Below are 15,039 nucleotides of genomic sequence, written 5' to 3' on the forward strand. Positions count from 1 at the left end.
GTTGACTCTCCCCTAAGAGGAGGTCTTACAGTATAAGGGATACACTTTCGTAAAAAGGGGAAGTCACATGAAGAAACAGAACATCACATTAGCTATATTATTAACCAATTTATTCATTGCTTTTTTAGGGATCGGGCTTGTGATTCCGGTAACGCCCGCGATTATGAATGAATTGCATTTATCCGGTACCGCGGTCGGCTATATGGTTGCATGCTTCGCTGTTACGCAGCTTATTGTGTCACCAATCGCCGGACGCTGGGTTGACCGCTTCGGACGCAAAATTATGATCGTGATTGGCCTGTTGTTTTTTAGTGTTTCAGAGTTTTTATTCGGCATCGGAAAAACAGTTGACATTTTATTTATATCCCGTATGCTTGGCGGCATCAGTGCTGCTTTCATTATGCCCGGGGTCACGGCTTTTATCGCCGATATCACTACTGTTAAAACACGGCCGAAAGCGCTCGGCTATATGTCAGCCGCTATTTCAACAGGTTTTATTATCGGTCCCGGCATTGGCGGATTTTTAGCGGAAATCCATTCCCGTCTGCCTTTCTTCTTTGCGGCAGCCTTTGCGTTAATAGCAGCCATTTTATCGATGCTAACGCTTCGGGAACCGGAGCGAAATCCTGAGAATGAGAAAATAGAGGGCCAAAAGACAGGATTCAAGCGGATTTTTGCACCTATGTATTTCATTGCTTTTCTCATCATTTTAATATCGTCTTTTGGATTAGCATCGTTTGAATCTTTATTTGCGTTATTCGTTGATCATAAATTCGGATTTACGGCCAGTGACATTGCCATTTTGATAACTGGGGGAGCAATTGTCGGAGCCATCACGCAAGTCGTCTTATTCGACCGCTTCACAAGGTGGTTTGGGGAAATCCGTTTAATCCGCTACAGCTTAATTCTCTCAACTAGTCTTGTGTTTTTGCTGACCATCGTAAATTCATATGCTGCGATTTTATTAGTTACCTTCACCGTATTTGTCGGATTCGATCTTATGCGGCCGGCCGTAACAACCTATCTGTCAAAAATTGCGGGAAATGAACAGGGGTTTGCCGGCGGGATGAATTCAATGTTTACGAGTATCGGCAATGTGTTCGGCCCCATTATTGGGGGAATGCTATTCGATATTGACTTAAACTATCCATTCTATTTTGCAACAGTAGCTTTAGCCATAGGCATTGCGCTGACCATTGCCTGGAAAGCCCCTGCCCATATAAAAGCCAGCATGTAAAAAAAGCGTATTCTTTGTGTACTGCAAAGGATGCGCTTTTTTATTATACTGATCATAAGGGGAGTGATGGCATGAAGGACTCGTATTACTCAATTGGACAAGTTTCAAAACTGGCAAATGTGTCGATTAAAGCGCTTCGTTATTATGATAAGATTGATTTATTTAAACCCGCCTACGTCGACCCGGATACCAAATACCGCTTTTATACAGACTCCCAGCTCTATCATCTTGATTTGATTAAATCATTAAAATATATCGGCACACCTTTAGAAGAGATGAAAAAGGCACAGGAATTAGAGATGGAAGAACTGTTTTCTTTTTATACAGAGCAGGAAAAGCAAATCAGGGAGAAATTAGATTTTTTATCAACATTGGAGCAGACCATTGCTCTGGTGAAAAAGCGAATGAAGCGGCAGATGGAATATCCTGCGCTCGGTGAGGTGTTTGTTCTAGATGAAGAAGAAATACGGATTATACAGACAGAGGCAGAGGGAATCGGGCCTGAAAACGTGCTCAACGCTTCATACAGCAAACTAAAAACCTTTATCGAATCAGCTGATGGGTTTACGAACAATAGCTACGGTGCTACTTTCTCGTTTCAGCCGTACAACAACATTGATGAAATGACTTACCGTCATATTTTCACGCCTGTCTTAACGAATAAACAAATTTCTTCGATTACGCCGGATATGGAAATCACAACGATACCAAAAGGCAAATATGTTTGTATCGCTTATAATTTCTCTCCGGAGCATTATTTTCTCAACTTACAGAAGCTAATTAAGTATATCGCGGACCATCAATTAACGGTTATCAGTGATGTTTACGAGTTAATCATACCGATTCATTATTCTCCGAAAAAACAAGAAGAATATCGAGTTGAGATGAAAATTCGAATCGCAGAATAATGGTACATAGAAAAAGAGCATTTTTTGAAGTTATCGTTCAAAAAATGCTCTTTCTGTTTGTTTAGTAGACAGAGGTTTTCTCATCTATAGATTCTAAAATTTCTTTGACACGCGCCAGGAATCTTCCGCACACGAGGCCGTCAAGCACTCTGTGATCTAAAGACAGGCACAGATTGACCATATCTCTGACTGCAATCATGCCGTGATCCATGACAACCGGGCGTTTGACGATCGATTCCACTTGAAGAATCGCAGCCTGAGGATAATTGATGATTCCCATCGACTGAACAGATCCGAAAGAACCTGTATTGTTGACGGTAAACGTTCCTCCCTGCATATCGTCTGCTGACAGTTTTCCGTCTCTTACCTTTTTGGCAAGGTCGGTAATTTCTCTCGCAATGCCTTTAATCGTTTTTTCATCAGCGTTTTTGATCACCGGAACAAATAAAGAATCTTCTGTGGCAACCGCGATTGAAATATTGATATCTTTTTTCTGAATGATTTTGTCCCCCGACCACATGCTGTTCATTTGCGGGTATTCTTTTAACGCCTGAGCGACCGCTTTTACGAAAAAAGCGAAAAAAGTTAAATTAAAGCCTTCTGTTTTCTTGAAGGAATCTTTTATACTGTTTCGGTATGCCACCATGTTTGTGACATCGACTTCCATCATCGTCCAAGCGTGAGGAATTTCTGTTTTGCTTCGTTTCATATTTGAAGCTATCGCTTTTCTAACAGCTGTGACAGGAATTTCTTTATCACCGGCTGCTGAAGCAGGATGAGAAACATCTTCTTTCGTCTCCTGTTTTTGCACTGGTGCAGGAGCAGCTGCTTTTGGCTCCTCAGTCCGTTCGGAAACGCCGCCTGAATCAATGATACGCTGAATATCTTTTCTCGTAATCCTTCCTCCGGCGCCCGTTCCTGTCACTTGCTCAAGATCAATGCCGTGCTCTCCGGCCAAACGAAGTACGGCTGGAGAAAAACGTTTCTTATTGGCCTGGCTGGCTGCTTCAGTGCGGCTTTCAGGAGCAGCTTGCCTGTCAGTTGGCGCTTCCGTCTGATCTTGTTTTTGTTCAGCCGGCTTTGCGCCTTCTGTTTCGATTTTGCAAATCACTTCTCCGACTTGCAGGGTCTGGCCTTCTGCTCCCACAAGCTCTGTTATTGTACCGGTAAAAGAGGACGGAACCTCCGCGTTTACCTTATCTGTCATAACTTCCGCAATCGGATCGTATTTGTTCACCTTATCTCCAGGGGCGACAAGCCATTTACTGATCGTGCCCTCTGTTACGCTTTCGCCAAGCTGCGGCATCGTCATTTGTTCTATTGCCATGATCGTATCCTCCTTACGTCTTTAAAACTCCGCTAATTCTCTCATCGCCGCTTCTACTTTATCAGGGTTGAGCATAAAGTATTTTTCCATTGTCGGCGCATAAGGCATAGCCGGAATATCAGGACCTGCAAGCCGTTTGATCGGCGCGTCTAAGTCGAACAGACAATGCTCGGATATAATGGCAGCCACCTCACTCATGATACTGCCCTCTTTTGTATCTTCTGTGACCAAAAGGACCTTTCCAGTTTTGGATGCGGCTTCGATGATCGCTTCTTGATCAAGCGGGTATACCGTTCTTAAATCCACCACATGTACAGAAATGCCGTCTTTTTCAAGACGTTCTGCAGCCTGTAAAGCAAAGTGGACGCAAAGCCCGTATGTGATCACCGTGATGTCATCGCCTTCCCTTTTTACATCAGCTTTGCCGATAGGAAGTACATAATCATCTGCCGAAACCTCTCCTTTGATCAGACGGTACGCGCGCTTGTGCTCAAAAAACAGCACCGGGTCTTCATCACGAACTGCAGCTTTTAAGAGTCCTTTCGCGTCATATGGCGTTGAAGGCATCACAATTTTCAGTCCGGGCTGATTGGCGAAAATCGCTTCGACTGATTGAGAATGATAAAGCGCTCCGTGCACGCCGCCACCGTACGGCGCTCTGACAACGATCGGGCAGCTCCAGTCATTGTTGCTGCGGTAGCGGATTTTAGCAGCCTCAGAAATAATCTGGTTTACCGCCGGCATAATAAAATCAGCAAACTGCATTTCAGCAATCGGCCTCATGCCGTACATAGCCGCTCCGATACCGACTCCGGCGATCGCTGATTCAGCAAGCGGCGTATCCATGACACGCTCTTCTCCAAATTGTTCGTACAGGCCGGCTGTGGCTTTAAATACACCGCCTTTTTTTCCTACATCTTCCCCAAGAACGAAGACACGTGAATCTCGTTCCATTTCTTCTTTCATTGCCAAATTGATCGCATCAATATATGACATTACTGACATTTATACTTCCTCCCTACTTCGCATACACATAATCGAGCGCTGACTCAGGAGCTGCATAAGGAGCGTTCTCCGCTTCATCTGTCGCCTCGTTTATGATTGCCATGATTTCGTCCAGCATGGTTTGTTCTATCTCTTCGGTCAGCAGGCCTATTTCCTTTAAGTAAGCTTGATAAGTAAACAGGGGATCACTTTTTTTCGCTTCCTCTACTTCTTCACGGCCTCTGTAGCTGCTGTCGTCGTCATCGCTGGAATGCGGAGTCAGGCGGTAAGAAATCGTCTCAATTAAGGTAGGGCCTTCTCCTCTGCGCGCCCGTTCACGCGCTTCTTTCACCGCTTGATAAACTTCGAGCGGATCGTTTCCATTCACAGTTACGCCAGGCATTCCATAGCCTACGGCACGATCTGAAATATTTTCACATGCTACTTGCTTATCGTAAGGGACCGAAATCGCGTATTTGTTGTTTTCACACATAAAAATAACCGGAAGCTTATGAACAGCGGCAAAGTTTGCCCCTTCATGGAAATCGCCTTGGTTTGAAGATCCTTCTCCAAATGTGACAAAAGCCGCGATATCTTTTTTCTCCATGCGTCCAGCCAGCGCAATGCCGACTGCATGCGGCACTTGCGTTGTTACCGGAGACGACCCCGTCACGATCCGGTTTTCCTTTTGACCGAAATGCCCCGGCATTTGGCGGCCTCCTGAGTTTGGATCTGCTGCTTTGGCAAACCCGGACATCATTAAGTCCTTCGCAGTCATGCCAAACGCGAGCACGACACCCATGTCTCTATAGTAAGGCAGCACATAATCCGTTTCACGGTCAAGGGCGAAAGCTGCTCCTACTTGTGCTGCTTCCTGTCCTTGACAAGAGATAACAAACGGGATTTTACCAGAGCGGTTTAACAGCCACATTCTTTCATCGATTTTTCTTGCTAACAGCATGGTTCTATACATATCAACGGCTTCCTGATCAGTCAGCCCTAATGCTTGATGTCGGTTTGTACTCATTCAAGCGCCTCCTTTATGCTTTTAAAAATGAATGGCTTTGCCATCTGCAGCAAGCGCTGCTTCTCCAATCGCTTCAGACAGCGTCGGGTGCGGGTGGATCGTTTGTCCGACCTCCCATGGCGTCGCATCCAGCACTTTTGCAAGACCTGCCTCTGATATCATGTCAGTGACATGCGGGCCTATCATATGCACGCCGAGAATATCATCCGTTTCACGGTCCGCCACGATTTTTACAAATCCGTCGCTTTCTCCATATACAAGCGCTTTTCCAATTGCCATAAATGGGAACTTGCCGATCTTGACATTATGCCCTTTCGCTTTTGCCTCATCTTCTGTTAAGCCGACACTGGCAGCTTCAGGGCTTGAGTAAATGCACTTCGGTACAAGTGTTGGCTCAAGCGGATGCGGATTGAGACCCGCAAAATGCTCAACGGCAATGATTCCTTCATGCGATGCAACATGAGCTAGCTGAAGGCCACCGATTACGTCTCCGATTGCATAAATATGAGATTCCTTCGTTTGGCAGCTTTCATTTACTGAAATGACGCCATTTTCAGTGACAATATCGGTGTTTTCTATACCGATTCCTTCGATATTTGCCTGTCTGCCGATGGAAACGAGCATTTTTTCAGCAGAGTAGGTAACGGTTTCTCCGTCTTTTTCCGCTTGTATGCTGATTTCGCCTGACGATTTTTTCAACGTATCAGGTAGCACTTTAGCTCCTGCGACAAACTGAATTCCTTTTTTTGCAAGAAGACTTTGCATCTCTTTTGAAATGTCCTGGTCTTCAGTCGGCAATATCCGGTCCGCATATTCAATAACCGTTACGTTTACGCCAAAGTCATGAAGCATGGATGCCCATTCGATTCCAATGACCCCTCCGCCGACGATGATCATCGATTTTGGAAGCTCCTCCATTTGGAGCGCTTCATCCGAGGTCAAAACAAACTCTCCGTCCGCTTCCAGACCCGGAAGCATTCTCGGCCTTGAACCTGTAGCTATAATGACCTGCTTCGGGATCAGCATATCATTTTCTTCGCCATTTCCCCGTTCAACAGAAATCGTTCCCGGCAGCGGAGAGAAAATAGACGGTCCGAGGATGCGCCCATATCCGTCATACACGTCGATTTTTCCTTTTTTCATTAAATGATTGACGCCTGCTGCAAGCTTATCGACAACAGCCTGCTTACGGTGCTGTACCTTTTCAAAGTTGAGGGAAACGCCGGACGTTTCGACTCCGAATTGATCGGCTTCACGGGCTGTCCGGTACACTTCCGCGCTTCTAAGCAGCGCTTTACTCGGAATACAGCCTTTATGCAGGCATGTTCCGCCGAGCTTTTCTTTTTCTACAACGGCTGTTTTTAAGCCGAGCTGCGCCGCTCTGATCGCCGCGACATAACCGCCTGTACCGCCGCCCAGAATGACTACATCATACTCAGTTGCCATCTGACTCACTCCTGTCTGTCTATTCAATGCAATATTGTTTGGATTGCTCTTCGCCCTGCAATACCCTTAGCGCCCCTTGTGCCAGAGATTGCAGTTCGTTTTCTCCCGGATATACTAAAACGTCCGAAATCCAATCTATGTATGATCTGATGCTGGAAACAAAGCTTTTGCCGTAAGCCAGACCTCCTGTCAGAACAATGGCCTCGACTTCGCCTTTTAATACGGCGCTTGCTGCTCCGATTTCCTTCGCTACCTGATACGCCATGGCGTCAAAAAGTAAGCGGGCTTTTTCGTCGCCCTCCTGAATCATTTGTTCCACTTTCACAGCGTCATTTGTACCGAGATAACCGGAGAGCCCGCCGGTTCCCACCAGTTTTTTCATCATTTCTTCTTTTGTATATTTTCCTGAAAAACATAAATTGACGAGATCCCCCGCAGGCACTGTTCCTGCGCGTTCAGGACTGAACGGCCCCTCTCCGTGAAGGCCGTTGTTGACATCGACCACCCGGCCCCGGTCATGTACACCTATTGTAATGCCGCCGCCCAAATGAGTAATGATCATTTTCATATTCTCATATCGTTTGCCAAGAGAGGCTGCCGCCTTACGGGCGACAGCTTTTTGGTTTAAAGCATGAAAAATGCTTTTCCGTTCAATTTCCGGCATGCCTGATATTTTAGCGAGCTCTGACATTTCGTCAACTACAACAGGGTCTACAATATAAGATGGAATGTTGAGGCCGTCAGCAATTTCTCTTGCGATAATGCCTCCTAAATTGGAGGCATGCTGTCCTGCATAACCGCTTTTCAAGTCCTCAATCATGTCGTCATTCACTTCATATGTCCCGCCTTCTATCGGGCGGAGAAGACCGCCTCTGGCACAGACAGCATCAAATTTTGAAATATTGATGCCCTGTTCATGAAGCGTTTCGAGGATATGCTTTTTTCGAAACTCATACTGGTCAATAATATGGTCGAACTGCTGCAGCTCTTCTATGTTGTGTCTCAGTGTTTTTTCAAAAATGCTGCGTTCATTATGAAAAACACCGATTTTCGTTGAAGTTGAGCCTGGATTAATGGTGAGAATGCGTTTTTCATCATGTAGCATTTCAAAACCTCCAGATCAATTTCTTAGCGTCTGCTTAATATATGGTGGCCGTTTTGCAAAAACTGGCTTCTTGAGCGGCGATTGCGTTCAATTCGTTCTTCAGCCAAGCGGTCAGCCGCTAAATACGTCGGAATGCCGTCACGCTGGGAAATTTCAAGGACACGTTCAATGTTAGCGTAAATGCCCTCAACCTTTTTCAGTGCACGTTCCGCATTATAGCCGTAAAGCTCATCCGCCACGTTGATAACGCCACCCGCGTTGATGACGTAATCCGGTGCGTAAACAATGCCTATTTCGTGAATTTGATCGCCGTGGCGAGTTTCTTTCAGCTGATTGTTAGCCGCGCCTGCAATCACTTTAGCTTTCAGCTGCTTAATAGTATCGTCATTGATGGTTGCACCAAGAGCACACGGCGCATAAATATCGCAGTTCTGAGAATAAATATCTTCTGGATCAACTGCACGTGCACCAAAATCTTGTACCGCACGTTCAACTGATTGCTTGTTGATATCCGTAACGATTAAGCTTGCTCCTTCTTCATGAAGGTGGCGGCATAGATTGTAAGCCACGTTGCCAACACCCTGTACAGCGATGGTTTTTCCTTCAAGAGAGTCCGCGCCGAATGCAGCTTTAGCGGCAGCCTTCATGCCTTTATACACCCCGTAAGCCGTAACGGGAGACGGATTTCCTGAAGAGCCGAATGCAGGGGAAATACCTGTGACAAAATCTGTTTCATCATGAATGATATCCATATCCTCAACCGTTGTGCCGACATCCTCAGCCGTAATGTATCTGCCGTTAAGCCCTTGAATATAACGGCCGAACGCGCGGAACATTTCTTCATTTTTATCCTTGCGCGGATCGCCGATGATAACCGTTTTTCCGCCACCCAGGTTTAAGCCTGCCGCCGCGTTTTTATAGGTCATGCCTCTTGCAAGTCTCAGTGCGTCTTCAATCGCAGCTTCTTCATTTTCATACGTCCACATTCTCGTTCCGCCGAGCGCTGGTCCCAGTGTTGTATCATGAATTGCGATAATTGCCTTTAATCCTGATTGTTTGTCTTGGCAGAAAACCAATTGCTCATAATCGTATTGCTCCATATATTTAAAAAGTTCCATATCAGTTCCTCCTAAAGTGTGTATTCTTCAGATGCGCATAATGCCAGCGCAATCGAATACAGTTTGTTTTCAGCGGAATCCGCTCTGCTCGTTAATGCAATCGGCGCTTTGGCCCCCGCAATGACAGCCGCCACGTGTGCTTTCGCAAAATAAATCAGTGATTTATATAAAATATTCCCCGCTTCAATCGAAGGGACAAGAAGGATATCGGCGCTGCCCGCTACGTCTCCCGAAATCTTTTTCTGAGCCGCGGCGATTTGCGATACTGCGTTATCCAAGGCAAGCGGTCCATCTACAATGCACCCTTTAATCTGCCCTCTTTTGCACATTTGGGCGAGAGCAGCTGCATTGACCGTCGCTTCCATCTTCGGATTTACCGTTTCTACCGCTGCAAGGGCAGCCGCTTTTGGCATATTGTTCCCTACTGCACGCGCGACATGAACAGCATTTTGAAGAATCTGCTGAAGCTCCTCCAGCGAAGGGGCAATATTCATAGCCGAATCTGTCACAAACATCAGTCTCTCAAAGTCAGGAATATCAAACACGGCCACATGAGAAAGGACACGGGATTTCCGCAGCCCTTCCTGTTTGTTTAATACCGCTTTAAGCAAAACAGAAGTCGGCACATTCCCTTTCATTAAGACGTCTGCTTTTTTTTGATGAACAGCGCGCACCGCTAGCTTCGCCGATTCCTCCGGCGTATTGGCATGAATGATTTCCACTTGATGCCCTTGCATGAATGATGTCAGGTCGTTCAGTTTTTTGCTGTCGCCCACTAATAAAAAACGGACGGACAAATGCTCGGCTGCCAGTTTCACAGCCCGGATCACTTCCTCATCCTCAGCATGAGCAACCGCAATGGTCTTGTTTTTGTACATCGACGCTTTGCCGATCAAATCTTTCAGCTTCATCAGTTACCACCTTTCTTGTCTCGACTCCGCTTTTTATTATGCAAGTTCTATGCCAGCTCGGTGCGATGCTGTCATGATGGATGCGAAGAAAAATTCGTGCAGACGTTTGCGCTTATTCTGCAAATTATTGCATGCCTTCATTTGCAAGGCCGTATTTATCCATTTTGTAATATAAATTTCGAATGCTGACGCCGAGGGCTTTCGCTGTTTTCGTACGGTTAAAATGATGCTTTTCCAGCGTTTGCTGAATCAAGTGCGCTTCAAATTTTTCAACGGCCTTAGACAGCTTTTCGCCTTCGATGTCAGGAAAATCAAAACCGGCTCCCTGTTCTGCGCTGTTTTCTTTTTGTTCTATTTCAAATACAGGCAAATGCTCTTTTTCAATCCATTCCATGTGCGGCTTCAGAAAAATCATTGCTCGTCCAAGGACATTTTCCAGCTCGCGGACATTCCCCGGCCAATGGTAAGCCGACAATGCCCGCAAAGCCTGCTGGGTCAGTCCCTTTACATTCCGGCCGTAATCGCGGTTAATCTTTTGAATGAGCCTTTCACTGAGCGCTTCAATGTCTTCAATCCGCTGACGCAAAGGGGGGATAGAGATGGGATAGCGATTGATGCGGTAATACAGATCTTCACGGAACGTCCCATCCGCCATTGCTTTTTCGATATTTACATTTGTGGCTGCAATAATTCTCACATTAACAGGGATTGCCTTCGTGCCTCCCACTCTGACGATCTCTTTTTCTTGAAGGACGCGCAGCAGTTTCGCCTGCATATTTTGCGTCAGCTCGCCGATTTCGTCTAAGAAAATGCTGCCGTTATTGGCTTCTTCAAATAAGCCCTTCTTGCCGCCGCGCTTCGCTCCCGAAAACGCGCCTTCCTCGTAGCCAAACAGTTCTGATTCCAGAAGATTTTCTGAAAGAGCGGCGCAATTTACGCGGATGAATTTATTGTATTTCCTGTCGCTTTCATTATGGATGGCATGGGCAAACAGCTCTTTGCCCGTGCCCGATTCTCCGCGCAGCAAAATCGTTGCCGGCGTTTTCGCTCCAAGCTTCGCCTGCTCAAGCGCAACCAGCATTTGCTCACTTTTGCCGATAATATCGTCAAAGGTATATTTCGCTTCGAGCGTGCGGATAATCTGCCTGGCCCTGTTAAGCTCCGCGGTCAGCATTTTAATTTCTGACACGTCATGGATCACGCCGACACTGCCTTTTAAAATGCCATCCACAATCACCGGCGCTACATTGACGATGACCTCTTTTTCATTCGGGCCGACTTTCATTCTGACGCCGCGCACTGGGCGTCTTGTCTCAAGCACCTTTAAATGCATGCTTTCCCCTTCAGAAATATCAGTGTTCGCCGGCTTGCCGATGACTTCTTTTTCAGAAAGCCCAGTCATTTTTGTGTATGCTTTATTGATCAACAGGCCAATGCCGTTTTCATCAACGACAGAAATCGCCTCGTCGGAGGATTGTATAATCGCCTCCAGCATCGTGCGCACCTGTTTTAAATTTGTCACTTCCTCCGCCAGCTCGACCGCATCTGTAATATCCTTAAATACACTGAGTGCTCCGAGCAGACGTCCGCCTTCATCAATGATCGGCAGCCTTGTTGTTACAATTTGCAAATTTTCACCCAAGAGCTGTTTTTGATTGTATTCAGGCTCTCTCGTTTTTAAAATCCGAGGCATCTTTGTGCTCGGGATGACTTCTTTGATCGGGCGTCCAATGACTTCCTCACGTTGTTTTCCCACCATATTTTCAGCCATATGATTAAACAGAATGATCTCTTCATTGATATCAATAAAAATCATTCCGTCGTGGGTGGAATTAAAGATTCGGTCATGTTTGTATGTTTGTTCTTTTAGCATTTGAATCAGCTGCTGTTTTTCTTCCATAAGCTGAAACACAATGTAAGCCATCTTTCCCGGCATAACAATGGTCTGCTCATGTTTTTCCTGAAGGAGTTCGTCAAGTACAGCTTGATCACCCGTTGTATGAATGACGATATCCGGCTTTTGTTGTATGTATGGTTTCCAATCAGATGAAACGGCAATTCCATAATGTTTTGCTTCTTTTAATCCCGGCGCTTCGGGGTTTTTGTCAACCACGGCAATAATGTCTATGATGGCTGTTTTAATGAGAATTTGTAATAACGCCGTTCCCCTTTTACCGGCACCTACGATCAGTACCTTCTGCATCCCGATACCCCTTTGTATGAAAAAATTTGCATACCTGTTTTTTCCGTTGCAATAATTTGCACAACCCTATGTTACCACGTTTTCTTCTCTTGACAAAATATTTTTTCCGCTGGACAATAAAGGAAATGAAAAATAAAGGGGTTTTCTGAACATGAGCCGACTTCTTGCGCTTTTGATTTTAGTGCTCCCCGGCGCCATTTCTGCTTTAGGCATTAAACTGATGAGAGACATGCTTTTCGGCCATACGGTAAAGCCATTTTCTTCTCTTTGGCTCCAAGGTTTATCAGGATTAATCTTTTTCGTTTTCGGCCTGTATGTGCTGGCCGGGTTCATCTTGTACAGAGACAGAAAACGCAATCAAGTCAGTCCGCGATTCAGAAAACAAAAGATGTAAAAAAGCCGGAGAATGCTCCGGCTTTTTTGTTCGCATTATTTATCAGGCAAGACGGTCTTGGCAATCGTTTTGTCCAGCGCTTCATAATCATAATAAGAAATCGTTTCATACAGCTCCTTACGCGTCTGCATATCATCAAGCCCTTCTTTTTGCGATCCGCGCTCCCTTATCAAGCTAAACATCCGTTTACAAGCCTTTGCCGCAGCTCTGAGCGAGGTGACCGGATAGATCACCATCTGAAACCCCATAGCAGCAAATTCATCTGCATGATAATACGGCGTTTTCCCAAACTCAGTCATATTGGCAAGAAGCGGGACAGGGATCTGTTCAGCAAACTGCCGAAATTCGTTTTCCGTTTGAAGCGCTTCCGGGAAAATTGCGTCCGCTCCCGCCTCAATGTATGCCGAAGCGCGTTTTATTGCGGATTCAAGTCCTTCCTGCGCTCTTGCATCTGTACGGGCAACAATCACAAGTGATGGTGCCGCTTGTTTAATGGCTTTTATTTTTTGCGCCAATTCCTGAGCCGGGACAAGCTGTTTGCCATTCAAATGCCCGCATTTTTTCGGAAGCTGCTGGTCCTCTATTTGCACAGCTGCCGCCCTTGCTTCCAGCATCTCACGGGCGGTGCGGGCCGCGTTTAATACCCCGCCAAAGCCCGTATCGATATCAACAAGCAAAGGCAGGTCTGCTGCGCGCACGAGATCTTTTGCCCGTTCGGCCATTTCTGCCGACGTAACAATTCCGAGATCAGGCAGCCCCCTGCTGGCCGTATAAGCCGCACCAGATAAGTATAAGGCAGAAAAACCGGCCTCCTTCGCAAGCAAGGCGGCCATCCCGTCATGAGCGCCGGGAATTTGCAATATTTCCGGCGCACACATCAGCTTGCGGAAGCGTTCAGCAAGCTCTTCTTGTGACGATTGCTTATTGACGATCCAAGACATGATACAAATCCTCCTTTTACATACAGAACATATCGACAAAATCGTTTACGCGCATGGTTTGTAATGTTTCAGAGCTGGTGCAGCGATTGTAAATATGTTTTTGCTGCTTCTCAGAAAAATGGGTTTTGAGATTCGCAGAAAACTTTTCTAACAATTTTGGCACAGCCTCGCCTCTTCGAAAACGATGGCCCAGCGGAAATTCACATTCAACCATCTCTGTACTCGTTCCGTCTTTAAAATGAATCTGAACGGCATTTGAAATGGAGCGTTTATCTGGTTTGAGATAATCTTCCGTATATGCTTTGTTTTCAGTCACTTCCATTTTTTCTCGAAGTTTATCTATTCTTGGATCACTTGCCGTATCAGCCTCATAATGCTGTGCAGTGATATCACCGAATATTAAACCAATTGCTGTGATGTATTGCAGACAATGATCCCGATCCGCGGGATTATGCAGCGGGCCTTTTTTATCAATGATGCGAATAGCTGATTCATGCGTTTTGATAACAACACGGTCAATTTCATCGATACGGTCTTTGACATGCGGATGAAGAATGACGGCACATTCTGCCGCTGTCTGGGCGTGGAATTCCGCAGGATAAGAGACTTTGAACAACACATTTTCCATGACATAAGCGTCAAGCGGGCGGGCGAGCTTGATCTCTTTCTTGTTGAATAATACGTCTTGAAAGCCCCAGCCCGGAGCGGTCAAAGCTGTCGGGTAACCCATTTCCCCTTTTAACGCCATCAGTGCGAGATGAACGCCCCTGCTGGTTGCATCTCCTGCGGCCCACGATTTGCGCGAGCCTGTATTAGGCGCATGCCGGTATGTCCGCAAGGCTGCATTGTCAATCCAAGCATTCGAAAGCGCATGATTGATTTCTTCCCTTCCTCCGCCCAGCAGCTTTGCGGCTACAGCCGTCGTTGCCACCTTGACAAACAATACATGGTCAAGCCCGACTCGGTTTAAGCTGTTTTCTAAAGCCAGCACACCTTGAATTTCGTGAGCCTTGATCATCGCTTCAAGGACGTCGCGAACCGTTAATGGCTCTTTTCCTTCAGACAGCCTCACTCTTGATACATAATCAGCCGCCGCAAGAATGCCCCCCAAGTTATCTGATGGATGCCCCCACTCCGCCGCAAGCCACGTATCGTTGTAATCAAGCCAGCGGATCATACACCCTATGTTAAATGCCGCCCGTACAGGATCAAGAACATATGACGTTCCCGGCACTCTGCTTCCGTTTGGCACAATGGTTCCGGGGACAATCGGGCCGAGCAGCTTGGTGCATTCGGGATAGCGGAGCGCTAAAATCCCGCAGCCGAGTGTATCCAGCAAAACGTGACCTGCCGTTGTAAACACTTCTGAACTCGTAATCTCTTTCTCAAACACATAGTCTGTTATTTCTTCAATGACATGATCCGTTTTCAGCATTCG

At 46.2% G+C, this 15,039-nt stretch carries 13 protein-coding genes; 3 read left to right on the forward strand and 10 right to left on the reverse strand.

Annotation, left to right across the window (positions count from 1 at the left end):
* Window positions 1-67: 67 nt before the first annotated feature.
* Window positions 68-1,237 (forward strand): multidrug efflux MFS transporter Bmr, encoded by a 1,170-nt coding sequence (gene bmr / locus MTN95_RS15295; RefSeq protein WP_024121980.1) that lies wholly within the window; start codon window positions 68-70, stop codon window positions 1,235-1,237.
* Window positions 1,238-1,308: 71 nt separating this feature from the next.
* Window positions 1,309-2,145, forward strand: coding sequence for a MerR family transcriptional regulator (locus tag MTN95_RS15300; protein ID WP_248338827.1), 837 nt, complete (start codon window positions 1,309-1,311; stop codon window positions 2,143-2,145).
* 61 nt (window positions 2,146-2,206) lie between these two features.
* On the opposite strand, the gene MTN95_RS15305 is transcribed toward MTN95_RS15300, so the two are convergent.
* From MTN95_RS15305 to MTN95_RS15340, 8 genes are all read right to left on the reverse strand, one after another.
* Window positions 2,207-3,472, reverse strand: coding sequence for a dihydrolipoamide acetyltransferase family protein (locus MTN95_RS15305; RefSeq protein ID WP_248338829.1), 1,266 nt, complete (start codon window positions 3,470-3,472; stop codon window positions 2,207-2,209).
* Window positions 3,473-3,493: 21 nt separating this feature from the next.
* Entirely contained in the window at window positions 3,494-4,477 is a 984-nt protein-coding gene (gene bfmBAB / locus MTN95_RS15310) for an alpha-ketoacid dehydrogenase subunit beta (RefSeq protein ID WP_248338831.1), read from the reverse strand.
* Between the two features lie 13 nt (window positions 4,478-4,490).
* Complete coding sequence (gene bfmBAA / locus MTN95_RS15315) at window positions 4,491-5,483, reverse strand: 3-methyl-2-oxobutanoate dehydrogenase subunit alpha (RefSeq protein WP_024121984.1); 993 nt, start codon at window positions 5,481-5,483, stop codon at window positions 4,491-4,493.
* A 21-nt stretch (window positions 5,484-5,504) separates the two neighbouring features.
* Window positions 5,505-6,929, reverse strand: coding sequence for a dihydrolipoyl dehydrogenase (lpdA, locus tag MTN95_RS15320; protein ID WP_248338833.1), 1,425 nt, complete (start codon window positions 6,927-6,929; stop codon window positions 5,505-5,507).
* A gap of 19 nt (window positions 6,930-6,948) precedes the next feature.
* The gene (buk, locus tag MTN95_RS15325; RefSeq protein WP_248338835.1) at window positions 6,949-8,034 is read right to left on the reverse strand and encodes a butyrate kinase; all 1,086 of its coding nucleotides are present in this window, start codon (window positions 8,032-8,034) and stop codon (window positions 6,949-6,951) included.
* Window positions 8,035-8,057: 23 nt separating this feature from the next.
* Window positions 8,058-9,152: a Leu/Phe/Val dehydrogenase gene (bcd, locus tag MTN95_RS15330; RefSeq protein ID WP_248338837.1), complete on the reverse strand. Its 1,095-nt coding sequence runs from the start codon at window positions 9,150-9,152 to the stop codon at window positions 8,058-8,060.
* An 11-nt stretch (window positions 9,153-9,163) separates the two neighbouring features.
* Window positions 9,164-10,063 (reverse strand): phosphate butyryltransferase, encoded by a 900-nt coding sequence (gene yqiS / locus MTN95_RS15335; RefSeq protein ID WP_248338839.1) that lies wholly within the window; start codon window positions 10,061-10,063, stop codon window positions 9,164-9,166.
* A gap of 124 nt (window positions 10,064-10,187) precedes the next feature.
* Window positions 10,188-12,266, reverse strand: coding sequence for a sigma-54 interaction domain-containing protein (locus MTN95_RS15340; RefSeq protein WP_095713248.1), 2,079 nt, complete (start codon window positions 12,264-12,266; stop codon window positions 10,188-10,190).
* A gap of 151 nt (window positions 12,267-12,417) precedes the next feature.
* Between MTN95_RS15340 and MTN95_RS15345 the strand changes: the two genes are divergently transcribed.
* Window positions 12,418-12,660 carry a DUF2627 domain-containing protein gene (locus MTN95_RS15345; RefSeq protein WP_024121990.1) on the forward strand — a complete coding sequence of 81 codons (243 nt, stop codon included), beginning with the start codon at window positions 12,418-12,420 and terminating at the stop codon, window positions 12,658-12,660.
* Between the two features lie 35 nt (window positions 12,661-12,695).
* Here the strand turns inward: MTN95_RS15345 and prpB are convergent, their stop codons facing one another.
* Window positions 12,696-13,601, reverse strand: coding sequence for a methylisocitrate lyase (prpB, locus tag MTN95_RS15350; protein WP_248338841.1), 906 nt, complete (start codon window positions 13,599-13,601; stop codon window positions 12,696-12,698).
* A 16-nt stretch (window positions 13,602-13,617) separates the two neighbouring features.
* A complete protein-coding gene (locus tag MTN95_RS15355) occupies window positions 13,618-15,036 on the reverse strand; it encodes a bifunctional 2-methylcitrate dehydratase/aconitate hydratase (RefSeq protein WP_248338844.1) in 1,419 nt (472 codons plus the stop codon).
* Window positions 15,037-15,039 lie beyond the last annotated feature (3 nt).

Origin of the sequence: Bacillus sp. 2CMS4F, assembly GCF_023161785.1 — a bacterium.
GTDB lineage: Bacteria > Bacillota > Bacilli > Bacillales > Bacillaceae > Bacillus > Bacillus halotolerans.

Bases quoted from the DNA above. Each gene is read 5' to 3' on its own strand.
- bmr (WP_024121980.1), top strand. From the start codon at position 68: ATGAAGAAACAGAACATCACATTAGCTATATTATTAACCAATTTATTC.
- MTN95_RS15300 (WP_248338827.1), top strand. From the start codon at position 1,309: ATGAAGGACTCGTATTACTCAATTGGACAAGTTTCAAAACTGGCAAAT.
- MTN95_RS15305 (WP_248338829.1), bottom strand. From the start codon at position 3,472: ATGGCAATAGAACAAATGACGATGCCGCAGCTTGGCGAAAGCGTAACA.
- bfmBAB (WP_248338831.1), bottom strand. From the start codon at position 4,477: ATGTCAGTAATGTCATATATTGATGCGATCAATTTGGCAATGAAAGAA.
- bfmBAA (WP_024121984.1), bottom strand. From the start codon at position 5,483: ATGAGTACAAACCGACATCAAGCATTAGGGCTGACTGATCAGGAAGCC.
- lpdA (WP_248338833.1), bottom strand. From the start codon at position 6,929: ATGGCAACTGAGTATGATGTAGTCATTCTGGGCGGCGGTACAGGCGGT.
- buk (WP_248338835.1), bottom strand. From the start codon at position 8,034: ATGCTACATGATGAAAAACGCATTCTCACCATTAATCCAGGCTCAACT.
- bcd (WP_248338837.1), bottom strand. From the start codon at position 9,152: ATGGAACTTTTTAAATATATGGAGCAATACGATTATGAGCAATTGGTT.
- yqiS (WP_248338839.1), bottom strand. From the start codon at position 10,063: ATGAAGCTGAAAGATTTGATCGGCAAAGCGTCGATGTACAAAAACAAG.
- MTN95_RS15340 (WP_095713248.1), bottom strand. From the start codon at position 12,266: ATGCAGAAGGTACTGATCGTAGGTGCCGGTAAAAGGGGAACGGCGTTA.
- MTN95_RS15345 (WP_024121990.1), top strand. From the start codon at position 12,418: ATGAGCCGACTTCTTGCGCTTTTGATTTTAGTGCTCCCCGGCGCCATT.
- prpB (WP_248338841.1), bottom strand. From the start codon at position 13,601: ATGTCTTGGATCGTCAATAAGCAATCGTCACAAGAAGAGCTTGCTGAA.
- MTN95_RS15355 (WP_248338844.1), bottom strand. From the start codon at position 15,036: ATGCTGAAAACGGATCATGTCATTGAAGAAATAACAGACTATGTGTTT.